Genomic DNA, 25,173 nt, shown 5'->3' on the forward strand with positions numbered 1-25,173 from the left:
CCTCGTCGATCAGGTCGATCGCCTTGTCGGGCAGGAAGCGGTCGGTGATGTAGCGGTGGGACAGCTCGGCCGCGGCGACGATGGCCGGGTCGGTGATGTCCACGCCGTGGTGGAGTTCGTACTTCTCCTGCAGGCCACGCAGGATGGCGATGGTCGATTCCACGCTCGGTTCATCCACCAGCACCTTCTGGAAGCGGCGCTCCAGCGCGGCGTCCTTCTCGATGTACTTGCGGTATTCGTCCAGCGTGGTGGCGCCGATGCAGTGCAGCTCGCCCCGGGCCAGCGCGGGCTTGAGCATGTTGCCGGCGTCGATGGCGCCCTCGGCCTTGCCGGCGCCCACCATGGTGTGGATCTCGTCGATGAACAGGATGATCCGGCCTTCGTCCTTGGCGATGTCGTTGAGCACCGCCTTCAGGCGCTCCTCGAACTCGCCACGGTACTTGGCGCCGGCCAGCAGCCCGGCCATGTCGAGCACCAGCACGCGCTTGCCCTTGAGGGTTTCGGGCACTTCGCCATTGATGATGCGCTGGGCCAGGCCCTCGACGATGGCCGTCTTGCCCACGCCCGGCTCGCCGATCAGCACCGGGTTGTTCTTGGTGCGACGTTGCAGGATCTGGATCGCCCGGCGGATCTCGTCGTCGCGGCCGATCACCGGGTCGAGCTTGCCCTGGCGGGCGCGGTCGGTCAGATCGACGCAATACTTCTTCAGGGCCTCGCGCTGGCTCTCGGCGTCGGCGCTGCCCACGTTCTGGCCGCCGCGCACGGCATCGATGGCCTGCTCCAGCGCCTTCTTGGTCAGGCCGTGTTCCTTCAGCAGGCGGCCGGTCTCGCCCTTGTCGTCAGCCAGGGCCAGCAGGAATATCTCGCTGGCGATGAACTCGTCGCCGCGCTGCTGAGCGGCCTTGTCGGTGAGGTTGAGCAGGTTGCCCAGATCACGCCCGACGGACACTTCGCCGCCGTGGCCCTGCACCTTGGGCAGACGCTCCAGCGCCTTCACGAGCGCCGCCTTCAGCCCGGCGCCATTCACGCCGGCCCGCTGCAAGAGCGATGCAGTGCTGCCGTCGTCCTGATTGAGGAGCGCCAGCAGCAGGTGCTGGGGCTCGATGAACTGCTGATCGTTGCCCACCGCGAGGCTCTGGGCATCGGCGAGGGCTTGCTGGAATTTGGTGGTGAACTTGTCGTAGCGCATAGGGCCTCCGGATTTCTGTCTGCGGCATAGATGAGGCACAAAATGAGACTTTCAAGTTCACGTCGTTTAGCCACGCTTCACAAGCGGGCGCTCCATCACTCGTACCGCACGTTACCCGAGGGACCCAATGCAGCTCAGCACACAACTATGCAATTCTGGGCGATTTAAACTTCACAGATCTCAGTTGACAAGACGACAGAAACGTTGACAATACAACAAAAGGAGGTTGACAAATGCCCGCAGTCCGAACCGGCGGAGAACCCGTACGTAAATTTCTTATCGAGAACATTGATGCGCATCCATCAGATGTTGTACGCATCGCGGCAGAGAAATTCGCCTGCTCAAGGCAGGCCGTCCACAAGCACCTAAAGCGCTTGGTTGACGAAGGGGCTGTTGTGGTCAGCGGGAATACGCGAAGTAAGCTCTATCGTCTTGCTCCATTGCTGCAATGGAGTCATCAATACGAGCTTACACCATCACTGACCGAAGACTCAGTTTGGCGTAACGACGTTGCGCCACGGCTAGAAAAGCTGCCAAGAAACGTCCTGAACATTTGGCACTATGGTTTCACCGAGATGCTTAACAACGTGATCGACCACTCGGATGCCAGTGACGTTCTCATATCTGTGAAAAAGACCGCGGCATCTACGACCGTGACTATCTACGACAACGGTGTCGGCATCTTCAAGAAGATTCGAAGCGCGCTCGATTTGGTTGATGAGCGGCACGCGGTACTAGAACTGGCCAAAGGCAAGCTAACGACTGATCCGGCCAACCACTCGGGCGAAGGCATCTTTTTTTCGTCACGAATGTTTGATGAGTTTGACATTCTCTCTGGAGAAGTATTTTTCTCACATCAGTTTGACAAGAAAGAGGATTGGATTCTCCAACGAAACCGTCCGCAAGAAGGTACCTTGGTAACAATGACGCTACACAACCATACTGCGCGGACCACCAAGAAAGTCTTCGACAAGTTCTCTTCGGGAGAGGACTACGGCTTCAACAAGACGGTAGTCCCCGTCAGACTGATGCAATATGGGGACGACAATTTAGTCTCTCGATCGCAAGCCAAGCGGCTACTGTCGAGAATCGACCGATTCAAGGTCGTCATGCTTGATTTCACCGGAGTGACATCCATCGGTCAAGCTTTCGCTGACGAAGTATTCCGCGTCTTCAGCGCAAAGCACCCCAATATCGAGTTAACTCCAATAAATGCCTCCTCTGACGTTCGTCGAATGATCTCTCGAGCCAAGTCACTTGCTGCCTCATCCGGTGTGTAGACACCAGTTAAATTTGCTTACACAGCACCGGGGGAACTCTCACCCCACCCTAATCCGCTCCCCATACCCCGTCATCTCCAGATACCCCCGCCCCACCTCGCGGCCGGGGGGGCTGCCTTCCAGCAGGCGCACGGCGCCCTCCCAGTACACCGCGCCGGTGGAGCGGCGGCTGTCGAGTTCCTGGTCGTCGATGAGGGGTTGCAGTTCGAACACCCGGCCCGCCACGGTCAGCCGCCAGGCCACCGGGTAACGGATGCCGGTGCGGGGGGATCGCCATTCGCGCAGGGGTTCGAAGCGCACATCCGCAGGCGTGAGGATGCGCGCCGTGCCATCGGCCGCCCGCCAGCTGGCCGCGGACCACATCGGATTGCCGTCCTGCCCACGCATCCGGAAGGCCATCAGGCCGCTGCCGTCGTCGAGGTTGGCGCCCAGCCAGTCCCAACCCTGGGCGCCTTCGGGCATCAGCTCGCTGGACCACTCGTGATCCAGCCAGGCCTTGCCGGTCACCGGCTGGCTGCGGCCATCCAGCGTCACCGTGCCGCTCACCGCCAGCTGGGGCCGGCTGTAGTAGTAGCTGGCGTGGCGCGGATCGGGCGCCTTGGCCGAGAAGCCGGCCTTGCCGTTGAGGAGCGGCGGGCCATCGGGCGTCAGATCCAGCGCGTAGGCGAAATCCGCCGCGCGCACCTCCGCCCGGTAGCGCCCGCCCTCCAGCGCAAAGCGCCAGTCGCCGCACCACACGGCCGTGCGGCCGGTCTCGAAGCCGGCGCGGCCGAAGCCCACCCGGGCCGAGCGCTCGTCATGGCGCAGGCGCCCCAGTTGCGGGTCGGCGATTGCCGCGTGGGCCATCACCAGCTGGCGCGGCGCGAAGGCGCTGGGGCTGCCCTCGCCGACACCGGTTCGCACCCGGAAGAAAGTCACCTGAAAACCCAGCGGACGCCCATCCGGCAGCGCCAGCCAGCCGGTGGCATACCACCACTCGGTGCGGAAATCCGGATGGGCGCCGTGATCCGCCGGAAACACCAGCCGCCGCCCGGGGAGCACCGGGGCAAAATCCGCCGCCCGCGCCGCCCCCCAGCCAGGCAGGGTCGCCAGCGCCAGCAGCAGGCGACGGCGCATCCCATGGGGGTTTGCGCCGTGCTTCATGCCACGCCTCCGGCGTCGGGCAGGCCTGTTGCAGCGGGGCGGACGGACCGGCCCCGTCCCGGGCGTGGGTGCCGGGCGCCGGCCTGCATCGCCAGAGCCCATCGCGCTGCGATTGCAGTTCTGAACTGCACCGTCGCAGTTCCGAGCTTCACCATTGCTGCAAAAAGCATCAATGCCGGAGCTCGAAGCTCCGCAAATGCACTTGATAGGTGCATCGTTGCAGCAAAAAGCAGCAATCGTCGAGTTCGGAACTCCGGCGCCGATGCTTTTTTCAGCATCGTTGAAGTTCCGAACTCGGGTGTTGCACTTAAAAAGTGCACGCATGCAGCGCTGCGCTGCATGGCCCCCGTTTTGCACTGTAGTCCCATCACCAATCCTCCCGCACCGCCAGTACCGCGTCCTGACGCATCGCCTGCCGCCCGGCGAGCACGGCCGCGCCGGCCCCGAGGGCCACCAGCCCCGCGCCGAACACCGTCAGCGACAGCCAGGGCACATGCAGATCCATGCTCCAGTGGAAGCTCTGCCGATTGACCACCTCGATCAGCACCAGCCCGATGGCGCCCCCCACGGCCAGCCCGGCGAGCACGCCCACACCGGCCGCCAGCGCGCCCTCCTGAGCCAGCATCCAGCCAATCTGGCGGCGGGTCAGGCCCAGGTGGCGCAGCATCCCGAACTCCCGCCGCCGGGCCGCCGCCAGGGCCGCAAAGCTCGCCGCCACGCCGGCAAGGCCGATCGCCACGGCCACCGCCTCCAGCAGATAAGTGACCGCAAAGGTGCGGTCGAAGATGCGCAGGGTGATGGCGCGGATCTCGCCCGGCCGGGCCACCTCCAGCGCCCCGGCCGGTGCAGTGGCGAGCAGCGCCGCCTCCACCGCCGCCGGAGCCGCGTCGGGCTTCAGGAAGATCGCCACATCGCTCGCCAGCGGGTCGCCGGTGAGGCGCCGGTAATCGGCCAAATCGATCATCACCGCGCCGGTCTGGCGGGCGTAATCCCGCCACACCCCGCCCACGTGCACCGGCACGCTGCGCCCGGCGAGGGGCAGCGTCACCGCGTCGCCCGGGCGCCAGCCGAGCATGTCCTGCACGGCTTCGGAGATCCAGATCGTCACCCCGCTCTGCCCCGGCACCGCCGCGCCCACCAGGGGCAGGCCGGCGCCGTCGGGCGACAGAGGGCGCGCCAGCAGCGCCACCGGTGGATGTCCCGGCGCCAGGCGCAGGCTGTCCATCCGCGTGAAGCGCAGCTCCGCCACGCCAGGCACCGCGGCGATGCGCGCCTGCTGGGCGGGATCGAGAAAACCGCTGGAGGCGCTGCGGCTGGTGCGCAGGTAAAGATCGGCCGGCAGCAGCTGGGTCAGCCACTCATCCACCGAATCCCGGAAGGACGCAACCATGATCGCCATCGCCGCCGCCAGCGCCACACTCGCCAGCACGCCGGCCGCCGCCACCACCGCATGGCCGGGGGCCGCGCCCAGGCGGGCCGCCGCCAGCCGGGCCGGCACCGGGCCGTGATCGGGCAGCAGCCGCGCCAGCCCCGCCGCCACGGCCGGCAACAGCAGCACGCCCCCGGCCAGCAGGCAGGCCACGGCCAGATAGCCGCCCACGGGCAGGCCATCCAGCGGCGGAATCCAGCACGCCGCCACGCTCGCCACCAGCAGCGCGAGCCCGACCAATGGTCGCCCGCGGCCCGACAGCAGCGCCGCCTCGTCGCCGGCCTTGAGCGCCCGGGCCGGTGCCACGGTGGCCGCCTCCCGCGCCGGCAGCCACGCCCCGGCCACGCCGGCCAGCACGCCCAAGCCCACATAAGCCGCCGTCAGCCCCGGCTGAAAGACCAGCGCGGGCTTGAGCCCCGCAAAATATCCCGCCCCCAGATCGCCCCCCAGCAGCGCCAGCGCCCCCCAGGCGAGCCCATAACCCACACCCACACCAACGATGCCACCGGCCAGCCCCACCGCTGCCCCTTCGGCCAGCAGCCAGCCAAAAAGCTGCCGCCGGGCAAGGCCGATGGCGCGCAGGAAGGCAAACTCCGTGCGCCGCCGCACCACCGACAGCGCCTGGGCCGAGAAGACCAGAAAGCCCCCCGTCACCAGCGCAATCGCCGCCAGCATGGTGAGATTCACCCGATACGCGCGGGAGAGGTTGGCCGCTTCGTCCTCGGCGGCCTCGGGGGCGGTCACCACCACACCGGCCGGCAGCAGCGGCTGCAGCCGGGCGATGGCGACGTCCGGCATCACGCCCTCGGCCAGCTTCAGGTCGATCCGCGACAGGCGCCCGACGCGGCCGAAGCGCGCCTGCACCGCGGCGATGTCCATCACCGCCAGACGGCGGCCGTCCTCCACACCGGGCAGATCGCCGGCAATCTTGAGATCCACCTCCGCCGCGCCGGCCAGCACCCGCAGGCTTTTTCCGGGCGGCGCGCCCAGGGCGTCGGCCGCGGCGTGGCTGATGAACAGCGCGTGATCTTCCAGCACCGCAAAGCGCGCCGACTCGTCCCGCGGCCGCGGCAGCAGCCGGGGCGCGACCCGGGCCAGCGCAAAGATATCCACGCCCAGCAGGTGCAGGGTTTCGTCGCGGCCGACGAGCTTGAGATCCAGCTCCACCAGCGGGCTCGCCTCGGCCACCTCCGGTCGCGCAGCGAGAATCGTGTAAAGGGCTTCGTCGAAACCGCCCTTCGGCCCCGCCACCTGCAGATCCGCCTGACCCGCCAGGCTGCGCATGCCGCGGCCAAACTCGCTCAGCGCCGCCTCATGCACCACCTGCACCGCCATCCCCAGCGCCACGCCCAGCACGATGGCGACGAAGGAGAACAGCGTGGCCACCCGCCGCCGCCCGAGCGAGCCAAGGAAGACCGGCGCCAGCATCCGCGCCTTCATCCGTGCAGGCCGGTGGCGTCGAGGCGCAGCACCCGGTCGGCGGTGGCGGCCGCCTCCAGCGAGTGGGTGACGAGGATGCCGATGGCCCCCGCCTCGCGGATGCGCGTGGCGAGCAGATCCAGCACCCGCGCGCCGTTGGCCGGGTCCAGGTTGCCGGTGGGCTCGTCGGCCAGCACCAGCCGTGGCCGATGCACCAGCGCCCGGGCGATGGCGACCCGCTGCATCTCGCCGCCGGAGAGCTCCCGCGGCCAGCTGCCGGCCCGGTCGCCCAGGCCCACGGCGTCGAGGAGCTGCTGCGCGGGCGCGTCGGCCGCATCGCCCTCCACGCCTTGCAGCCATAGCGGCAGCGCCACGTTCTGGCGCACGGTGAGATGGGGCAGCACATGAAAGGCCTGGAAGACGAAGCCCAGCTTGTCCCGGCGCAGGCGGGTGAGCGCGTCTTCGTCCAGCCCGGCGTAGGCGCAGCCGTCGAGGGACAGCGTGCCGCCATCGGGCCGGTCGAGGCCGGCGATCAGGTTGAGCAGCGTGGATTTGCCGACGCCGGATTCACCGACGATCGCCACGTATTCGCCGGGCGAGAGGGAGAGGTTGATCCCGGCCAGTACCGGGCGGCCGTTGAAGTGGCGGGAGAGGCCGTGGATTTCGAGCATTGCGGCGGTAAGGAGTGAGGGGGAGCGGTGAGCGGGGGCCATTCCTGCAGGTCGGACTTCAGTCCGACAGCACTGCTTCAGCAATCCTCGTCTGTCGGACTGAAGTCCGACCTACAGTAGGCGCTACAGTTCTGCGCGCCCCTCACGCCGCACCGAGCCCGGTATACTCCGCCCGCCCATGTCCGTCGACCACTACGAGAACTTCCCGGTTGCGTCCTTCCTGCTGCCCGCGCATCTGCGCGAGCCGGTAGAGGCCATCTACGCCTTCGCGCGCTCGGCCGACGACATCGCCGACGAGGGCGACGCGCCGCCGATGGTGCGCCTCGCCCACCTCAACGACTACCGCCGGGCGCTGTTCTGCATCGAGCAGGGCAAGCCCATCGACGATCCGAAGCTCGCGCCGATCTTCAACCGCCTGGCCGACAACGTCCGGCAATTCAAGCTGCCGATCAGCCTGTTCCTCGACCTGCTCGACGCCTTCAGCCAGGACGTGGTGAAGACCCGCTACGCCGATTTCGCCGATCTGGCCGACTACTGCCGGCGCTCCGCCAACCCGGTGGGCCGGCTGCTCTTGCACCTCTACAAGGCCGCCACGCCGGACAACCTGGCCATGTCCGACCAGATCTGCACCAGCCTGCAGCTCATCAACTTCTGGCAGGACGTGGCCATCGACTGGCAGAAGCAGCGCATCTACCTGCCCCAGGCCGACATGGAGCGCTTCGGCGTGACCGAAGCCTGCATCGCCGGGGGCGAGGTCACCCGCCAGTTCTCGGCGCTGATGGATTTCGAGATCCAGCGCGCCCGCACCATGATGCTCCACGGCGCGCCCCTGGCCCGTCGCCTGCCCGGCCGCATCGGCTGGGAACTGCGCCTCATCGTGCAGGGCGGCCTCGGCGTGCTCGACAAGATCGAGGCCAACGCCTACGACGTCTTCAACCACCGCCCGATCCTCGGCAAAGCCGACTGGCTGCGCCTCGCCTGGCGCGCACTCACCCGCTAGCCCCCATGACCGATCCCCACGCCTACTGCCAGGAGAAAGCCGCCGCCAGCGGCTCCAGCTTCTACTACAGCTTCATGTTCCTGCCCCCCGAGCGGCGCCAGGCGATCGTCGCCCTGTACGCCTTCTGCCGCGAGGTGGACGACGTGGTGGACGAATGCCAGGACCCGCAGATCGCCCACACCACCCTCGACTGGTGGCGCCATCAGGTCGGGCTGATCTACGAAGGCACGCCCCAGCACCCGGTCGGCCAGGCCCTGAAGGACGTCATCCAGCGCTTCAACCTGCCCCGCGAGCTGCTCCTCGAAGTCATCGACGGCATGCAGATGGATCTCCAGCAGACCCGCTACCTCGACTGGAAGGCGCTCAACCTCTACTGCTACCGGGTGGCCAGCGTGGTGGGCCTGCTGTCGGCCGAGATCTTCGGCTACACCAACCGCCAGACGCTCAAGTACGCCCACGATCTGGGCCTCGCCTTCCAGCTCACCAACATCATCCGCGACGTGGGTGAGGACGCCCGCCGGGGCCGCATCTACCTGCCGATCAACGAGCTCCAGCAGTTTGGCGTGCCGGCCAAGCAAATCCTCGACGGCCAGTATTCCGACGGTTTCCGCGAGCTGATGGCCTTCCAGGCGAAGCGCGCCCGCCAGCTCTACGAGCAGGCCTTCGCCCAGCTCCCGGCCGAAGACCGCAAGGCCCAGCGCCCGGGCCTCATCATGGCCGCCATCTACCGCACCCTCCTCGACGAGATCGAGGCCGACGGCTTCCAGGTGCTCGACCGCCGCACCTCCCTCACCCCGCTGCGCAAGATCTGGCTCGCCGGCAAGACGTGGTTCGGGGCATGAGCGGTATCGCCCGATGAGCCTCGCGCCCCAGGTCGCCGTTGTCGGCGGCGGCTACGCAGGGTTTGCGGCAGCCGTCACCCTCGCCCGCGGCGGCGCGCGGGTCACGCTCTTCGAAGCCTCGCGCACCCTCGGCGGCCGCGCGCGGGTGGTCGAGAAGGATGGCTACCGGGTCGATAACGGCCAGCACATCCTCCTCGGCGCCTACGCCGAAACCCTGCGCATGCTGCGGCTGGTGGGCGTAAAACCCAACGTGCTCGAAACCCGCCGGCTGGCGCTGGTCTACCCCGGCCTGTGCGAGCTGCGCGCCGCCCCGCTGCCTGCGCCGCTGCATCTGGCGCTGGGCCTCCTCACCGCCCGCGGCCTCGGCCTTGCCGACAAGCTCGCCATGGCCCGGCTGATGCGTGTCCTAAAAAGCTGCAAGTTCGTCGTCGAACCGGATCGCCCGGTCTCCGCACTCCTCGCCGAAACCCGCCAGACCGACACCCTCACCCGCCTGATCTGGGAGCCGCTGTGCGTCGCAGCGCTCAACACGCCGGTCGCCCAGGCCTCGGCCCAGGTCTTCGCCAACGTGCTGCGGGACAGCCTGGGCGCGTCGGCGTCGGCCTCGGATCTGCTGCTGCCGAAGGTGGATCTGTCCGAGCTCTTTCCGGTGCCGGCTTCCCGCTGGCTGGCCATGCGCGGCCACACGGTGCGCACCGCCGAGCCGATCAAGACCATCCAGCCCGAAGGCGAGTATTTCCACCTCGACGGCGACCCGTGGAGCACCCGCTACGACCACGTGGTGGTCGCCACTGCGCCTTACCACGTGGCCGCGCTGGTCGAGCCCTTACCGGCGCTGGCGCCGGTGGTGGCACGGATCGACGCCCTGCGCCACGAGCCCATCGTCACCGCCTGGCTGGCCTTCGACGGGCCGGTGAACTTCCCCGAGCCAATGATCGGCATGAGCGGCGGCTACGGCCAGTGGGCCTTCGACCGCGCCGCGCTGGGCGGGCCGGAGGGGATGGTGAGCGTGGTCATCAGCGCCAGCGGCGCCCATCAGGAAATCGGCAAGGAGGCGCTGGAGATCGCCCTGCTGCAGGAGCTCCAGGCCATCCTCGGCCCGCTGCCGGCGCTCAAGTGGGCCCAGGTCATCACCGAAAAGCGCGCCACCTTTGCCTGCACGCCGGGCATCGAGCGCCCCCGCTGCGCCACGCCCCATCCCGGCCTGTGGCTGGCCGGCGACTACGTGGCGTCGGAATACCCGGCAACGATCGAAGCCGCGGTGCACAGCGGCGTGATCGCCGGCCGCAGCATCCTCAAGCGCTGCGGGCTGCGTGAGCAGAACCTGCTGAGCGCGCCATGATCCGGGGCGCCGCCAGTCGCATCCTGTAGGTCGGACTTCAGTCCGACAAACCCCGCTTGATCAACCCGCGCTGTCGGACTGAAGTCCGACCTACAAGGCCGCTGTCGACGACTCCAGCCGCCCCGCCGCCAGCCGCAAGGTGCGGCCACAACGGGCCGCCAGGGCGTTGTCGTGGGTCACCAGTACCAGGGTTGTGCCGGATTCAGCGTTGAGGGAGAACATCAGCTCGATGACCGCCTCGCCGGTGGCCACGTCGAGGTTGCCGGTGGGCTCGTCGGCCAGCACCAGCGCCGGCCGCGGCGCAAAGGCGCGGGCCACGGCGACGCGCTGCTGCTCACCGCCCGAGAGCTGGCGCGGGTAATGCCCCAGCCGCCCCGACAGCCCGACCCGACCGAGCCAGCTTTCGGCCTCCTGGCGTGCATCGCGGCGGCCGGCCAGTTCCAGCGGCAGCATCACGTTTTCCAGCGCGGTGAGCGCCGGCAGCAGCTGGAAGGACTGGAACACGAAGCCCACGCAGGCCCCGCGTAGCTCGGCCCGGCCGTCCTCATCAAGGGCGAACAGATCCTGCCCGCGGATGCGCACGCTGCCGCCGCTGGGCGAATCCAGCCCGGCCAGCAAACCCAGCAAGGTGGATTTGCCCGAACCGGACGCGCCGACGATGGCGATCGCCTCGCCGGCGGCGATGGTGAAGGAGACGTCGTCGAGAATGGAGAGCCTGGCGCCGTCGTCGGACGTCACCGCGCGGGAAAGATGGCTGACTTCCACCACGGGTTCGAGCACGGCAGCGGTCGTCGAGGTTTCGGTGCGGGTTCGGTTGAGCATGACGGATGGAGTGCGCAAACGCGGAGAGGTTCAGCCGGAGGGGGATTATCCACCGGCCGCCCGCTGGTGACACCGGCGCCCAAACGAAAGAAGGCAGCCTCTCGGCTGCCTTCTCTCAGGGACGATCGCGGACGATCAATCCACGTGGTAGTTCGGCGCTTCCTTGGTGATCTGCACGTCGTGGACGTGGGATTCGCGGATGCCGGCCGAGGTGATCTCGACGAACTCGGCGCGGGTGCGCATCTCGTCGATGCTGGCGCAGCCCACGTAGCCCATGGAGGCGCGCAGGCCGCCCATCAGCTGGTGGATCACCGCGGTCACAGCGCCCTTGTAGGGCACGCGGCCTTCGATACCTTCCGGCACGAGCTTGTCGACGTTGCCTTCGTTGTCCTGGAAGTAACGGTCGGCGGCGCCCTGCTGCATTGCGCCCAGCGAACCCATGCCCCGGTAGGACTTGTAGGAACGGCCCTGGAACAGCACGGTCTCGCCCGGCGCTTCTTCGGTGCCGGCGAACAGGCCGCCCAGCATCACCACGTTGGCACCGGCGGCGATGGCCTTGGAGATGTCACCGGAGTAGCGGATGCCACCGTCGGCGATCAGCGGCACGCCGGAACCGGCCAGCGCGGTGGCGACGTTGTCGACCGCGGTGATCTGCGGCACGCCGACGCCGGCGACGATGCGGGTGGTGCAGATGGAGCCCGGGCCGATGCCGACCTTGACGCCGTCGGCGCCGGCTTCGACCAGCGCCAGTGCGGCGGCGGCGGTGGCGATGTTGCCGCCGATGACCTCGACCTGCGGGAAGTTCTTCTTGACCCAATTGACCCGGTCGAGCACGCCTTGCGAGTGGCCGTGGGCGGTATCGACGACGATCACGTCCACACCGGCCTCGGCCAGCAGCGCGGCACGCTCTTCAGTGCCGGCACCGACGCCGATGGCGGCACCCACGCGCAGGCGGCCGAGGCTGTCCTTGGCGGCAAGCGGGTGTTCGGTGGACTTCATCATGTCCTTGACGGTGATGAGGCCGGCCAGTTCGCCAGCGTCATTCAGGACCAGCACGCGCTCGAGACGGTGCTTGTGCATCAGCGCGCGGGCGTCTTCGAGGCTGGTGCCTTCCTTGACGGTGACGAGGCGCGCGTGGGGCGTCATGATGGCGGACACGGGCTGGTCGAGATTGGTCTCGAAGCGGGTGTCGCGGTTGGTGACGATACCGATGACCTTGCCGTTCTCGACCACCGGCAGGCCGGAGATCTTGTGGCTGCGGGTCAGGGTCAGCACTTCGCGGACCGTCATGGTCGGCGGAATGGTGATCGGATCCTTGAGGATGCCCGATTCGAAGCGCTTTACCTTGGCCACTTCGGCGGCCTGCTGCTGGGCGGTAAGGTTCTTGTGAACGATACCGATCCCGCCTTCCTGGGCGAGAGCAATGGCAAGACGCGCTTCGGTGACGGTGTCCATGGCTGCGGACACCAGCGGAATATTCAGGGTAATGTTGCGCGTGAGTTTCGTCTGGAGGTTGACGTCGCGCGGGAGAACGCTGGAATGGGCCGGGATGAGAAGGACGTCATCGAACGTCAGCGCCTTCTGAATCACTCGCATGGCTTTAATCCCTTGAATCAAATCCGTATTATACGTAGGTCGCCGCTTCCCGGCAAAAGCTTTGTCTGACTGGAGTTTCTGATGTTCCGCAAATTTTTCCTTGTTCTGCTGCTTTGCACCGGATCGGCAGCCTTCGGACAGGGTATTTACAGCTGGAAAGACGCCGGCGGGCAGGTGCACTACTCCGACATGCCGCCGCCAGACGCCAAGGTCCGCACGGTCCGTCAGGGCTCGATTGCGCCCCAGCCTCCAGCCAGAACGGCCGAAGGTGGCGAGGCCGCCGCAGCAGCTTCCCCCTCCTCTCAGCAAAGCTACGCCGAAAAGGAGCTGGCCTTCCGCAAGCGCCGCGCCGAAGCCGCGGAAGCCGAGGAGAAAGCCCGCAAGGCCCAGGCCAACGACCAGGCACGGCAGCGCGAATGCGCTGAAAACCGCGCCCAGCTCACCGCGCTGGAGAGCGGCCAGCGGATGAGCCGCTTCGACGAAAACGGCGAACGGGTTTTCCTGGACGACGACGAGCGCAGCGCCGCGATCGAGCGCACCCGCCGGGCCGTCGACAAGACCTGCCGCTGAGCGGCGGCAGCCCTCAGGCGGCCTCTTCGGCGGGGCCGCCGCCCTTCTTCATGACCTTCCCCTCTTCGGCACGCTTGCGACGCACTTCCTTCGGGTCGGCGATCAGCGGGCGGTAGATCTCGATCCGGTCCCGGTCGCGCAGCACCGTGTCGGCCTTCACCAGCTTGGCGAAGATGCCCAGCTTGTTGGTCTTGACGATGTCGATCTCCGGATGCTTCTGGAGCAGACCGGAAGCATCGATGGCACGCTGCACCGTGGCGCCAGCCGGCAACTTGAGCCGGACGATCTCCTGGCGATCGCGCAGGGCATAGCAGACATCGACGTTGATGGAATCCTGGCAGGCGTCAGCAGACATGGCTATTTCCGTCCATAAATTTGCTCGGCACGCTTCACGAAGGAATCGACGAAGGTGTTGGCGATGTGGTTGAACACCGGCCCGACGGCCTTCTCGATGAGGCGGCTGGAGAATTCGTAGCGCAGGTTGAACTCGACCTTGCAGGCGGCGTCACCCAACGGAGTGAAATCCCACGAGCCGTCGAGATGGGTGAAGGGCCCGTCGGTCAGCCGGATCAGCATGTGCGAGGGGTAGACCTTCTCGTTCTCGGTGCTGAAATGGGATTTGATGCCGTGGTAGTTGATGTGCAGGGTTGCCCGGGTGATCTTCTCATCCCGGCCATGCACCTCGCTGCCACCACACCAGGGCAGGAACTTGGGGTAATCCTCGCAGCGGTCCACCAGATCGAACATCTGGACCGGCGTAAACTCGATCAGGACAATTTTCTTGACGGCAGCCATCGGGGAGCGAGCGGGGATGCGACCTGTTAAAATACGCGATTTTACGCGTCCCACCCGGCCCGCGCCAAGGCGGCGCCATCCACGAGCCTATCGCCATGAGCATCATCGACAACCGCAAGGCCTTCCACGATTACTTCATCGAGGATAAATACGAAGCCGGCCTCGTGCTGGAAGGCTGGGAGGTGAAGGGTATCCGCGCCGGGCGCGCCAACATCAAGGAAAGCTACGTGGTGATCCGCGGGGCGGAAATCTTCATCGTGGGCATGCACATCACGCCCCTCGAATCCGCCTCCACCCACATCCACCCCGACCCGACCCGCACCCGCAAGCTGCTGCTCCACGCCGAGGAGATCGCCAAACTGATCGGCAAGGTCGAGCGCGCCGGCTACGCGCTGGTGCCCCTCGACCTGCACTACACCAAGGGCCGGGTGAAGGTGAGCGTGGGCCTCGCCAAGGGCAAGAAGCAGTACGACAAGCGCGAGACCGAGAAGGAACGCGACTGGGAGCGGGAAAAAGCGCGCCTGATCCGCGCCAAGGTCTGACCTGAGCCGCCCGGCCGGGCGGCAGCCAGGCTAGGCAGCGAGTTCCGCCCGCGCCCACTCCACATCCAGCCGGGCCTGGGCATCCAGAGGCTGACAGGCGGCGGCCTCGGCGAAGATGGCGTGAGCCCGCCCCAGGCTGGCAGGCCCACCCGCGAGCATCTGCGCCCGGGCGTATTCCACCAAGGTGGTCGGCGACCGCGGATTGAGCGCGCGGGCCGCCTCGAAGTGTTCGATGGCGGTTTCCTTCTTCACGCCGTAGGTCAGCGCGGCCACCATCGCCCCCACCTTGTCGATGACTTCGGTGCAGTAGATGCCGAGCCCGGCGTGAGCATCGGCGTGACCGGGCTCAAGCTGCAGGGCCCGCTGCAGGGATTCCCGCGATTTGCCACCCAGCCCCCGCGCCAGGCTGCGCACCAGCGGTACGTGCTGGCAGTAGCGGCCGATGGCAAGCCCATTCACGAACCACGCGTTGGCCCAGTTGGGCGCCAGCTCCACCAGCACCGAACAGGCATCGACGGTATCCCGCAGGATGGCCGCGCGGCGCATTTCGTCTTCTTCGAGATGGGTGGCGTAGACGATCGCCGCCCTGGCAGCCACCACCGTGCCCACCGGGCCGGCCGCCTCACCGCGGTCGACGGCCTCGGCAAAGTCGCCCGCGTGATAGGCCCGCCAGGCTTCTTCCACGTCGCGAGCGGCGGCCGCCAGATCAGGCACCCGCGCACCCAGGGCCGGGTTGGCACGAACCAGGCGCCCCAGGGCGGCAACGTCGGGATAGGGCTCGGCGTCGCCCGCATGAAGGCGCGCCCAGTTGGTGGCGAGGGCATCGCCGGCGTAGCGGTAGATGCGGTCGCCGAAAGGAAAACGCTTCCAGCCGCAGCGCGTGCCGGCCGAAGCAACCGCGTCCGGAACGAAGCTCGTCCGCCCGCGCACACGGCGCAGGGTCGTACTCCAGTCAAACGTCAGATGCATCTGCTGTCCTCTCCCGCCGGGTTCTTGTCGATTTTTTCTGCGAAGGGTATCACCCTCCGGAAAGACAAGCATTCCGCAATGCGGCAAAACCGCGTCAGCCCAGCGCCGCCCGATCCATGAAACCGGCGAGCTGGAAATCCAGCTCGGTGAGCCCGCCGGCGTCGTGGGTGGTGAGCACGACCTCGACGCGGTTGTAGGTGTTGCGCCACTCGGGATGATGGTCGAGCTTCTCGGCCATCAGCGCAACCCGGGCCATCCAGCCGAAGGCGGCGTTGAAATCGGCAAACCGGTAGCTGCGGGTGATGGCCTCGCGGCCGGGCACCAACTGCCAGCCGTCGAGGGTGGCCAAGCGTTCCGCCTGCTCTGCGGGGTCGAGCTTTTGAGGGCGCATGGAACCTCCGGTCATCATCAGCGCAGCGAAAAGTCGGTCCGGCTGACCTTGGCCTTCGGCTGCTTGCCGTCGTCACCTTCACGGCCGGCCAGCACGAAGATGCGTTCGGCCGGCACCTGGCCCTTCGCCACCAGCCAGTTCTTCACGTTCTGGGCGCGCCGCTGGGCGAGCAGGCGGACGTCCTCGTCGGCCACGGTGGTGTTGGTGATGATCAGCTTCTCCATCTCAGCCACCGGCAGATCCTTGGTGAGCCCCACCATGTTGCGCGGCTTGGGAAACTTCTCGTCCTTGTAGACCCGCGTGAGCAGCGCCGGGTATTCCTCCGGCGACACCCGCACGCGGCCGTCCTCGCCCGCCGACTCACCCGACTTGGCCATGTCCTTCACCTTGAGCGCCTCGACCTTGCCCACCAGCATCGCCCGACGCAGGCCGTCCCGGTCGGCAATGGGATCGACCCGGCCGGCGATGTCGAGCTTGAGGCCCGGCTTCTCGTTCATCACCTTGGCGATCGACTGCAGCTTGGTATCGGCGCCCTCCGGCAGGCGACCGAAGCCGGGATCGAAATCCAGCCAGGCGAGTTCTTCGGCGTTGCCGCCGAACATCGACCCGAGCAGCGCAAACGGCGAGGTGACGGCCTTGGTGACGAGATTGACGATGACCTTGACGACGATCGCGCCGACGCTGAACTGGGGATCATCCAGCGAACCGCCGATGGGCAGATCCAGGTCGATCTCGCCGCGGCTGTTCTTGAGCAGCGACACCGCCAGCAGCACCGGCAGCTTGAGGGCGCTGGGGCTTTCCACCTTGTCGCCGAAGCTCAGCTGATCCAGGAAGACCTGATTGGTGGCGGTCAGCTTGCGGTCGACAATCTTGTAGTTGAGATTGGCCGACAGCTTGCCCTTCTCGATGCCGTAGCCCACGTACTTGCCGGCGTAGGTGGACACGCTGGAAAGCTCGAAATCCTTCACCGACGCCCGGATGTCCAGCGCCTTGTCCTGCCGGAAGGGATTGAACCGCCCGATCACCTCGACCGGAGCAGAATCATCCACCTTGCCACGCAGATCCAGCTCGGCGATCACGTCGGGGTTGGATGACAGATTCACCAGCTTCCCGCCCATTCCGGTGAGGTTGGCGTCGTAATTGGGCTTGATGAAGCGGTCGCTGTAGGCGATGTTGCCGCCCTGCAGGGTAATGCGCTTGATCGACAAGGGGATCGGCGGTTCAGGTGGCGGCGCAACCTTGGTCACCGCCACACCGGGCGCCGGGCGGACCACCGGGGCCCCGCTTCCCTTGCTCCCTGCATCGGCCGCGGCTTTTTCCTCTTCGGCCTGCTGGGCAGCAATCTCCCGGATGTTCAGGCCGCCCTGGGCGTTGAGGATCAGCCGGGTGTAGAAGTCGGTCAGGGCGATGTCGTCGATGTTCACCGCCAGCGGCGACAAACGGACGTCCACCCCACCAAAGTACAGCGAGCGCCACTTGAGGAAATCAGCGGCGTTGAGCTTGTCCACCGACGCGAAATCGCCGATGGTCAGATTGCCCTTGAAGCCGCCCCTCACGGCTCCGCCCGGCGGCAGCTCGAAAGCCAGCTTGCCCCGGGACGTCACGCTGCCGCGGGTGATGGCAATCTTCACCTTTTCAGTCACGTAGGGCTGGAGCATCGCCAGATCCACCGCCTTCAGGTCGAGATCCAGATTGCCCGCCAGCGGCGTCAGCCCCACCGTGCCACCGACACCCACCTTGCCGCGCTTGTTGATCGCCGCCTGCAGGTTGAGCTTCGCCTTGCTGCCCTTGGCCGTCGAAAGCCCGTCGATCTTCAGGGACATGGGCTCGGCGTTGAGCACGACGGACGGCGTGAGGGTGCGGTCTTCAACGCGCACGCCCCAGTCGTCCAGCGCAACACGCTTCACCTCCACCAGCCAGTCGGGCCCGGCCTTGGCGGCGGGCGCAGGCTTGGCGACAGGCTTCCGCGCGGCCGCCGGGGCTGCCGGGGCTGCGCCCGCGAGCTTCTGGGCGTTGAAATCACCGTTCTTGTCGCGCACCAGCGCCACCCGCGTGGCCTTGCTGCTCACCTCGCCCACCGTCACCTTGCGGGCGGCGAGATCCACGTCGGCATCGCGCACGTCGAGGGCGCCGAGCTTCAGCAGCGGTGCCTTCTCGCCCTTGAGCTGCACGCCCACGCCCTTCAGGACCAGGGATTCGGCCTTGAGCTTGACCTTCGGCTCGCCGCCGGCTTCCTGCACCACGTCATAGGCGATCTTGCCGTCGAACTTGCCGGACACCACATCCCCGCCCGGCAGCGCCGCGGCGATATACGGCTTGGGACTCACCAGATCGAAGCCGGCGAGTTCCAGCGTGCCCTCGGCCTTGAGCGGCGACAGGGCGACGCTGCCCTTGTTCTCGAGGGTTTCACCGGAAGGCGTCGCAAAGCCGAACTCCAGCGCCGCCGGCTCGCCGCCCGCCAACTGGAACTTGCGCAGCGACACGTGGATGTCCTGCAAGGTCTTGCTGAACGTGCCGGCGGGCAACGCATCCGAAAAATCCAGCCTGCCGCCGGTGAGCTTGAACTCGCCCAGGCTCAGCCCAAACGGCTTGGCCGGCTTGCTGTCGGCCGGCGTTGGCACCGGCTCAGCCGGCTTGGCGCTGGGTTTGGGAACGAGCGACAAAAGGCTGATGCGCCCTTCCCGATCGCGTCCGACCACGAACTCCGGCTTGTCGATGGCCACCGTACCCAGGGCCAGCTCGCCCGCCAGGGGCGCCAGTTTGTCGATGCCGATCTTCACCGACGGCAGCTTGATCGCCGGCCGGCCGTCGGCGTGCTGGACTTCCACCGCGTCAAGGCCAACGCCGCCCTTCACCGTCACGCTCGGCGCGGCGCCGGCGGGCTGGGCGAAGGAGAGCTGGAGATCCGACGACAGCCGGGCCGACGGCAGCCGGAAGGGCTTGTCGATCGGCACGTAGGCCAGATAGCGGGTCAGGTCGAAACTGTCGAACTTGAGATCGACCACCGATTCGCGGGTAGCCGAGAACGGCCGCGCCTTGCCGCGCACCTCGAAAGGCGTGCCATTGACCTTCATCGCTAGCAGCGGCTCGACGAAGGTTTCCACCTGGGACGGCAGGTTCGAGACGAAGGGCACGCCCAGCTCGAGATCGGCAATCTGGTGCTTCTGGCCCACTGGCCGGTCGTCAATGTCGATGCGGCCCTTCTCGATGCGGATGTTGTGCACCGAGAACAGGCTCTTCGAGCCGTCGTCCGGCTTGTTGAGGATCTCGTCGATCACGTCGGACCAGTTGAGGCGCGTGCCTTCCAGCCGCACCACATTCACCGCGGGCTCGACGAGCTTCACCTCCTGCACCACGATGCCGCCCCGGAACAGCGACTCGGCCTCGACGTTGGCGTACAGCGACGTGAAGCTCACCGCCGTCGCCCCACCATCGGGCTCCAGCATCTTGAAGCCGCGCACCTCGGCCGAAAGCGCATACGGGTTGATCGAGATACCCTCGATCGTCACCTTGCGGTGCAGCTGCTCGGAGAGCTTCTCCTCGGCGATCGACTTGACCAGCGGGGGCGCCACCAGAAAGCCGGCCACGCCGACCACCGCCACGATCCCCGCGCCCCACAGCGCCCACTTGAGCGGCCGCCGCGCGGCCTTGGGTTGCTGCTCCATATCGGCTTCCTTTTTGTTCTGCCCGTCGCCGCGCCCCAACCCGGTGCGCGCGTTCATTTATCGTCCAAGCCTAGCAGGCCGAAGCGAACCTGAGAATGGCATCGTGCGCCCAGTTTGCGCCAGGACAAGGGGCGGACTATCCTGCGGGCCCGTTCCAGCCCCATCGTCACCATGAACCGCCCCCACCAGCCCGTCCGCTTTGACGTCATCGTGATCGGCGCCGGCGCCGCCGGCATGATGTGCGCCGCCGAAGCCGGCCAGCGCGGACGCCGCGTGCTCATCATCGACCACGCCACCAAGCTGGCCGAGAAGATCCGCATCTCGGGCGGCGGCCGCTGCAACTTCACCAATCTGGACGTGAGCGTCGCCAACTACCTGTCGCGCAATCCCCAGTTCTGCCGCTCGGCCCTGGCGCGCTTCACGCCGGGGCATTTTCTCGAGCGCATCCAGCGCCACGGCATCGCCTGGCACGAGCGCGACCACGGCCAGCTGTTCTGCGACGACTCCGCCCAGGACATCATCGACATGCTGCGTGCCGGCTGCGAGGACGGCAACGTGGAATGGGCCATGCCCTGCGAGATCAGGCACATCGAGACAGGCCCCGACGAGACGGAGCGCTTCGCCCTCGACACCAGCCACGGGCGCTTCACCTGCGCCAGCCTGGTGGTCGCCACCGGCGGGCTGTCGATCCCCAAGATCGGCGCGTCGCCCTTCGGTTACAAGATCGCCGAACAGTTCGGGCTGCCCATCGTGCCGCCCAAGCCGGCCCTGGTGCCCCTCACCCTGGGGCCGGACGAGCTGGCGATCTACAAGGAGCTCGCCGGCATGGCCTTCGACGCGGTGGCCGAGTGCGGCGAGGGGCGCTTCCGCGAGAACCTGCTGTTCACCCATCGCGGCCTCTCCGGCCCGGTGATCCTGCAGGTGTCGTCTTACTGGCAGAGCCGCGACTACGACGCCGCGCCGGGCGCCACCGAAGGCGGCAGCCGGATCGCCGTCAATCTGTTCCCGGCGGAAGACGTGCGCGCCTGGCTCACCGAGCGCGCCCGGGGCAAGACGCTCCTCGGCAACCTGCTGTCCGACCGCCTGCCCAAGCGTTTCGCCCACGCCTGGTGCGACCAGCGCGGCTGGAACAAGCCGATCAACCAGTTCAACGGCAAGGAGCTCGACGCCATCGCCGCCGCGCTCGAGGGCTGGACGATCACCCCCGGCGGCACCCTCGGCTACGCCAAGGCCGAGGTCACCGTGGGCGGCGTGGATACGCGGGCACTGTCGTCCAAGACGATGGAAGCACGCGCGGTGCCAGGGCTGTACTTCATCGGCGAGGTGATGGACGTCACCGGCCACCTGGGCGGCTACAACTTCCAGTGGGCCTGGGCCAGCGGCTACGCGGCCGGTCAGGCGGTGTAAGGCGCGGCGGATTGTTGCTAGATCAGCAACAATAAATGCCAAACTGTTGCTGATTTCGATCGGACAACCCAGCCGCAGCCGCAAAAAAACAAGGCCCGCACATGGCGGGCCTTGTTCATCCAGCGCGGAAATCGCTTACTTGTTGGCAGCAGCGATGCCGTCGAGGATTTCCTGCTTGGCGTCTTCGACGCTGCCCCAGCCGGTCACCTTGACCCACTTGCCCGGCTCGAGATCCTTGTAGTGCTCGAAGAAGTGCTGGGTCTGCTTCAGCAGCAGCTCAGGCAGGTCGTCGAGGGTCTTCACATTGTCGTACAGCGGGGTCAGCTTGGAGACCGGAACGGCCACGACCTTGGCGTCAACGCCGCCTTCGTCTTCCATCTTCAGCACGCCGACCGGACGGGCGCGAATCACGACGCCCGGCTGCAGCGGGTAGGGCGCCACGACCAGCACGTCCACCGGGTCGCCGTCGCCGGCAACGGTGTGGGGGATGTAGCCGTAGTTGATCGGGTAACGCAGGGTGGTGCCCATGAAGCGGTCGACGAAGACGGCGCCGCTGTCCTTGTCCACTTCAAACTTGATCGGATCGCCCTGAGCGGAGATCTCGATGATCACATTGACGTCGTTCGGAACGTCCTTGCCGGACTTGACTTGATCGAAACCCATCTTTTTCAGCCTCCCTTGATATGTGAAAACAGCCCGCGATTATAAGTGACTCCGATGAAATCAGGTCGCATCGAAACCGGCATCTTCGATCGCCGACTTGAGCGCCGCTGGCGTGACCCTGGCCGGATCGAAATCCACCTTCGCCTCGCCCGCCTCCAGCGACACCGCCACCCCGGCCACGCCATCCAGCGCCGACAGCGCGCCAGTCACGTTCTTCACGCAACCCTGGCAGCTCATGCCACCCACCTTGATCGTCACGTTTTCCATCTGGTTTCCTTTCAGTTGCGCCCGGCGCGCCAGCGCCTGAGCAGAAGCGAGTTGCTGACCACCGACACCGAGCTCATCGCCATCGCAGCCCCGGCGATCACCGGATTGAGCAGCCCCAGCGCCGCCGCCGGAATGCCCAGCACGTTGTAGATGAAGGCAAAGAACAGATTCTGGCGGATCTTGCCCAGCGTGGCACGGGACAGGGAGATCGCATCGGCCACGCTGTTAAGGTCGTTGCGCACCAGGGTCAGATCCGCCGCCTCGATGGCCACGTCCGAACCCGCGCCGATGGCGAACGACACATCCGCCGCAGCCAGCGCCGGCGCGTCGTTGATGCCGTCGCCGACCATGCCCACCAGCCCGTCACCGCGCAGCGCCTCCACCGCTGCCGCCTTGTCGCCCGGCAGCACCTGGGCGCGAAAATCCGTGATGCCGGCCTCAGCCGCGATGCGCGCCGCCGCCGCTGGATGATCGCCGGTCAGCATCACCACCCGCACGCCCATTGCCTGGAGCCGCGCCACCGCCGCCTTGGAGGTGGCACGCAGCGGATCGGCCACGCCCAGCGCGCCCACGGCGCGGCCATCCACCGCCACGCAAACCGGCGTGAGCGCTGCGGTCAGGAGCGGATCGAGCACCTCGGCCGGGAGCGCCGCACCCCGCTCTACGAGGAAATCCGGCGAACCGACCGCCACCTCGCGGCCATCCACGCGGCCGATGACGCCCTTGCCGCCCACCGCCTGCACCGCCTCAGCTGCGGCCCAGCTCAGGTTCTCACCCCGCGCCGCAGCCACCACCGCCTGAGCCAGCGGGTGATGACTGGTTTCCTCCAGGCTCGCCGCCAGCGCCAGCATGTCGGCGCGACTGGCGCCCGGCGCCACGCGCACATCCAGCACCGCCGGCCGGCCTTCGGTGAGGGTGCCGGTCTTGTCCACCACCAGCGTGCGGATCTTCTCGGCGAGCTCCAGCGCCTCGGCATTGCGCACCAGAATGCCCGCCCGGGCGCCCTGCCCTGTACCCACCATCACCGCCGTCGGCGTGGCAAGGCCCAGCGCGCAGGGGCAGGCGATCACCAGCACCGCGACGCCATTGACCAGCGCCGGCGCCAGCTCGCCGCCAATCCACCACCACGCGAAGAAGGTCGCAAAGGCGATCGCCACCACTGTCGGCACGAAGATCGCTGCGATGCGATCCGCCAGCCGCTGCACCGCCGGCTTGCCGCCCTGAGCCTGCTCCACCAGCCGCACGATCCCGGCCAGCAGCGTCTCGGCGCCCACGCCCACGGCGCGACAGCGCAGCACGCCCGCGCCATTCACGGTGGCAGCAAAGACCTTGTCGCCCGGCGCCTTGGCCACCGGCACGCTCTCGCCGGTGAGCATCGCCTCGTCGGCCGACGATTCGCCCGACAGCACCTCGCCATCCACCGGCACCGAATCCCCCGGCCGCAGCACGAAGACCATCCCGGCCACCACCTGCGCCACCGGCAGTTCGACGATCTGCCCGTCGCGCTCGATGCGGGCGGTGGGCGGCTGCAGGCGTAAGAGCGCCTCGACCGCCGCCGAGGTGCGCGCCCGGGCGCGGGCCTCCAGCAGCTTGCCCAGCAGCACCAGCGTGATGATGCTGGCCGACGCCTCGAAGTACACATGCAGGTCGTGCCGATCCAGCACCACCACCGCCACGCTGAAGAAGTACGCAACGCTGGTGCCCAGCGCCACCAGCACGTCCATGTTGGCTCCGCCGCCCAGCAGCGACGACCACGCGCCCTTGTAAAAACGCTTGCCGATCCAGAACTGCACTGGCGTCGCCAGCAGCAGCTGCGCCCAGCGCGGCAGCCATTCGTCGTGATGCATCGAGCCGCTGGCGCCCGCGCCGAGCATCCCGATCATCTGCACAAGGAAAGGCAGCGACAGGAGCGCGGAAATCCAGAACAGTCGCAGCTCGGCATGAAACTCGGCCGCCTTACGGGTCCGCTCCACCTCCCGGTCGCGGCCGGCGATCGGCGTGGCGCTGAAGCCGGCCTTGGCGATGGCGCCGACGATGGCCGCCGGATCGGTGAGCCCCGGGGTGAAGCGCACCCGGGCCGTCTCGGCGGCGAAATTGACGCTGCCTTCCACGCCCGGCAGTCGACCCACCACCTTCTCGATCCGCGCCGCGCAGGCTGCGCAGCTCATGCCGCCAATGCCGAGCTCAAGCACCTGCGGCGCCACGTCGAACCCAGCCTTGCGGATCGCGCCGAGGATGTCGGCGGCCGGGGTGCCGTCGGGTGTGGCGGTGATGCGGGCTTTCTCGGTAGCGAAATTGACCTTCGCGTCGACGCCTGGCAGGCGGTTGAGCACCTTCTCGAGGCGCACCGCGCAGGCTGCACAGCTCATGCCGGACACCGGCAGGTCGTAGCGCACGTCAGCCGGCTCGCTCATCCTGCGTACTCCAATGTTGGGTCAGAAATGGCACACCACGCCATTCCACAGCTTGCTGCCCAGCGACGGCGTGGTCACCAGACCATAGACGCCGAAGGCCAGCACCACCAGTCCAGACCCCGTGCGCACCGCCTGGTTCCGCACCACGTCGCGCAGGCGCTTGAGCACCAGGCCCGCCAGCATCAGGTTGGGCAGCGTGCCGAGGCCAAAGGCCAGCATCAGCGCCGCGCCGCGCTCGGCCGAGCCGGTGACGAGGGCCGTCGCCAGCACGCTGTACACCAGCCCGCAGGGCAGAAAGCCCCACAGCGCCCCCAGCGGAAACGCCTGGGCCACCGAGCGGGCCGGCAGAAAGCGCCGGGTGAGCGGCTGGATGCGGTTCCACAGGCGCTGGCCGAGCTTCTCGACCCCCGCCAGGGCGCGGGTGAAGCCGGTGAGATAAAGCCCCAGCGCCACCAGCATCAGATTGGCCGCCACGTACAGGGCGAGCTGGATCGGCAGGATGTCGTTGAACAGCATGCCCACCGTGCCAATGGCGCCCATCGCCGCGCCCGCCAGGGTGTAGCTGCCGATACGGCCAAGGTTATAGGCCAGATGCAGCGGCCACTCGCGACGCTTCTGGCCGGGCATCTGGACCGTCTGCACGGTGAGCGCGCTGACGATTCCGCCGCACATAGCCACGCAGTGGGTGCCGCCAAGAAGGCCGATCAGGAAGACTGCGAAGTAACCGGTTTCCGGCATGGTTTCAACCCTGCAAATG

The 25,173-nt window shown here is 67.3% G+C and carries 22 protein-coding genes; 7 read left to right on the plus strand and 15 right to left on the minus strand.

Annotated features, from left to right (window positions below; all coding sequences use genetic code 11):
* Positions 1-1,189: Clp protease N-terminal domain-containing protein (locus Q0672_RS15835; RefSeq protein WP_298623725.1), on the minus strand; the 1,189-nt coding region annotated here is incomplete at its 3' end.
* A gap of 233 nt (positions 1,190-1,422) precedes the next feature.
* Here Q0672_RS15835 and Q0672_RS15840 point away from each other — a divergent pair.
* Positions 1,423-2,469: a DUF4325 domain-containing protein gene (locus tag Q0672_RS15840; RefSeq protein ID WP_153161315.1), complete on the plus strand. Its 1,047-nt coding sequence runs from the start codon at positions 1,423-1,425 to the stop codon at positions 2,467-2,469.
* A gap of 39 nt (positions 2,470-2,508) precedes the next feature.
* Here Q0672_RS15840 and Q0672_RS15845 read toward each other — a convergent pair whose 3' ends face one another.
* The 3 genes from Q0672_RS15845 to Q0672_RS15855 form a co-directional block, all read right to left on the minus strand.
* Positions 2,509-3,612 carry a lipocalin-like domain-containing protein gene (locus tag Q0672_RS15845; RefSeq protein WP_298623730.1) on the minus strand — a complete coding sequence of 368 codons (1,104 nt, stop codon included), beginning with the start codon at positions 3,610-3,612 and terminating at the stop codon, positions 2,509-2,511.
* A gap of 367 nt (positions 3,613-3,979) precedes the next feature.
* Positions 3,980-6,481 (minus strand): FtsX-like permease family protein, encoded by a 2,502-nt coding sequence (locus Q0672_RS15850; protein ID WP_298623732.1) that lies wholly within the window; start codon positions 6,479-6,481, stop codon positions 3,980-3,982.
* Positions 6,478-7,131 carry an ABC transporter ATP-binding protein gene (locus Q0672_RS15855; protein ID WP_298623842.1) on the minus strand — a complete coding sequence of 218 codons (654 nt, stop codon included), beginning with the start codon at positions 7,129-7,131 and terminating at the stop codon, positions 6,478-6,480. The genes Q0672_RS15850 and Q0672_RS15855 overlap by 4 nt, the downstream gene beginning before the upstream one ends.
* 178 nt (positions 7,132-7,309) lie before the next feature.
* Here Q0672_RS15855 and hpnC point away from each other — a divergent pair, with 178 nt between their 5' ends.
* Genes hpnC through hpnE form a run of 3 tightly spaced genes read left to right on the plus strand, consistent with a single transcriptional unit; the run spans position 7,310 to position 10,315 of the window.
* Positions 7,310-8,131 (plus strand): squalene synthase HpnC, encoded by an 822-nt coding sequence (hpnC, locus tag Q0672_RS15860; RefSeq protein ID WP_298623735.1) that lies wholly within the window; start codon positions 7,310-7,312, stop codon positions 8,129-8,131.
* A gap of 5 nt (positions 8,132-8,136) precedes the next feature.
* Positions 8,137-8,973 carry a presqualene diphosphate synthase HpnD gene (gene hpnD / locus Q0672_RS15865; protein ID WP_298623737.1) on the plus strand — a complete coding sequence of 279 codons (837 nt, stop codon included), beginning with the start codon at positions 8,137-8,139 and terminating at the stop codon, positions 8,971-8,973.
* A gap of 13 nt (positions 8,974-8,986) precedes the next feature.
* Entirely contained in the window at positions 8,987-10,315 is a 1,329-nt protein-coding gene (gene hpnE / locus Q0672_RS15870) for a hydroxysqualene dehydroxylase HpnE (protein ID WP_298623739.1), read from the plus strand.
* A gap of 90 nt (positions 10,316-10,405) precedes the next feature.
* Here hpnE and Q0672_RS15875 read toward each other — a convergent pair whose 3' ends face one another.
* Positions 10,406-11,137, minus strand: coding sequence for an ABC transporter ATP-binding protein (locus Q0672_RS15875; RefSeq protein WP_298623741.1), 732 nt, complete (start codon positions 11,135-11,137; stop codon positions 10,406-10,408).
* Between the two features lie 135 nt (positions 11,138-11,272).
* Entirely contained in the window at positions 11,273-12,733 is a 1,461-nt protein-coding gene (gene guaB, locus Q0672_RS15880) for an IMP dehydrogenase (protein WP_153161309.1), read from the minus strand.
* Positions 12,734-12,814: 81 nt separating this feature from the next.
* Between guaB and Q0672_RS15885 the strand changes: the two genes are divergently transcribed.
* A complete protein-coding gene (locus Q0672_RS15885; protein WP_298623743.1) occupies positions 12,815-13,303 on the plus strand; it encodes a DUF4124 domain-containing protein in 489 nt (162 codons plus the stop codon).
* Between the two features lie 13 nt (positions 13,304-13,316).
* On the opposite strand, the gene Q0672_RS15890 is transcribed toward Q0672_RS15885, so the two are convergent.
* Positions 13,317-13,658 carry an RnfH family protein gene (locus Q0672_RS15890; protein ID WP_298623745.1) on the minus strand — a complete coding sequence of 114 codons (342 nt, stop codon included), beginning with the start codon at positions 13,656-13,658 and terminating at the stop codon, positions 13,317-13,319.
* 2 nt (positions 13,659-13,660) lie between these two features.
* On the minus strand, positions 13,661-14,098 hold the full coding sequence (locus Q0672_RS15895; RefSeq protein WP_153161306.1) for a type II toxin-antitoxin system RatA family toxin: 438 nt from the start codon (positions 14,096-14,098) through the stop codon (positions 13,661-13,663).
* Positions 14,099-14,193: 95 nt separating this feature from the next.
* Between Q0672_RS15895 and smpB the strand changes: the two genes are divergently transcribed.
* A complete protein-coding gene (gene smpB, locus Q0672_RS15900; protein WP_284189518.1) occupies positions 14,194-14,640 on the plus strand; it encodes an SsrA-binding protein SmpB in 447 nt (148 codons plus the stop codon).
* A gap of 30 nt (positions 14,641-14,670) precedes the next feature.
* Here smpB and Q0672_RS15905 read toward each other — a convergent pair whose 3' ends face one another.
* The 3 genes from Q0672_RS15905 to Q0672_RS15915 all read right to left on the minus strand — a co-directional run bounded on the left by Q0672_RS15905 (position 14,671) and on the right by Q0672_RS15915 (position 19,722).
* Positions 14,671-15,609 (minus strand): hypothetical protein, encoded by a 939-nt coding sequence (locus Q0672_RS15905; protein ID WP_298623748.1) that lies wholly within the window; start codon positions 15,607-15,609, stop codon positions 14,671-14,673.
* 94 nt (positions 15,610-15,703) lie between these two features.
* A complete protein-coding gene (locus tag Q0672_RS15910; protein ID WP_298623750.1) occupies positions 15,704-16,000 on the minus strand; it encodes a 4a-hydroxytetrahydrobiopterin dehydratase in 297 nt (98 codons plus the stop codon).
* Positions 16,001-16,017: 17 nt separating this feature from the next.
* On the minus strand, positions 16,018-19,722 hold the full coding sequence (locus Q0672_RS15915) for a DUF748 domain-containing protein (protein ID WP_298623754.1): 3,705 nt from the start codon (positions 19,720-19,722) through the stop codon (positions 16,018-16,020).
* Positions 19,723-19,836: 114 nt separating this feature from the next.
* Here Q0672_RS15915 and Q0672_RS15920 point away from each other — a divergent pair, with 114 nt between their 5' ends.
* Positions 19,837-21,072 (plus strand): NAD(P)/FAD-dependent oxidoreductase, encoded by a 1,236-nt coding sequence (locus Q0672_RS15920; RefSeq protein ID WP_298623756.1) that lies wholly within the window; start codon positions 19,837-19,839, stop codon positions 21,070-21,072.
* 135 nt (positions 21,073-21,207) lie between these two features.
* Here the strand turns inward: Q0672_RS15920 and ppa are convergent, their stop codons facing one another.
* The 4 genes from ppa to Q0672_RS15940 are packed head-to-tail and all read right to left on the minus strand — an operon-like array spanning position 21,208 to position 25,154.
* Positions 21,208-21,735, minus strand: coding sequence for an inorganic diphosphatase (gene ppa, locus Q0672_RS15925; protein WP_153161301.1), 528 nt, complete (start codon positions 21,733-21,735; stop codon positions 21,208-21,210).
* A gap of 60 nt (positions 21,736-21,795) precedes the next feature.
* Positions 21,796-22,002, minus strand: coding sequence for a heavy-metal-associated domain-containing protein (locus Q0672_RS15930; protein WP_153161300.1), 207 nt, complete (start codon positions 22,000-22,002; stop codon positions 21,796-21,798).
* Positions 22,003-22,013: 11 nt separating this feature from the next.
* Positions 22,014-24,416 (minus strand): heavy metal translocating P-type ATPase, encoded by a 2,403-nt coding sequence (locus Q0672_RS15935; protein WP_298623759.1) that lies wholly within the window; start codon positions 24,414-24,416, stop codon positions 22,014-22,016.
* Between the two features lie 21 nt (positions 24,417-24,437).
* On the minus strand, positions 24,438-25,154 hold the full coding sequence (locus Q0672_RS15940; RefSeq protein ID WP_298623762.1) for a sulfite exporter TauE/SafE family protein: 717 nt from the start codon (positions 25,152-25,154) through the stop codon (positions 24,438-24,440).
* Positions 25,155-25,173: the final 19 nt, after the last annotated feature.

It is taken from the genome of uncultured Zoogloea sp., from assembly GCF_937894855.1.
GTDB classification, from domain to species: domain Bacteria; phylum Pseudomonadota; class Gammaproteobacteria; order Burkholderiales; family Rhodocyclaceae; genus Zoogloea; species Zoogloea oryzae.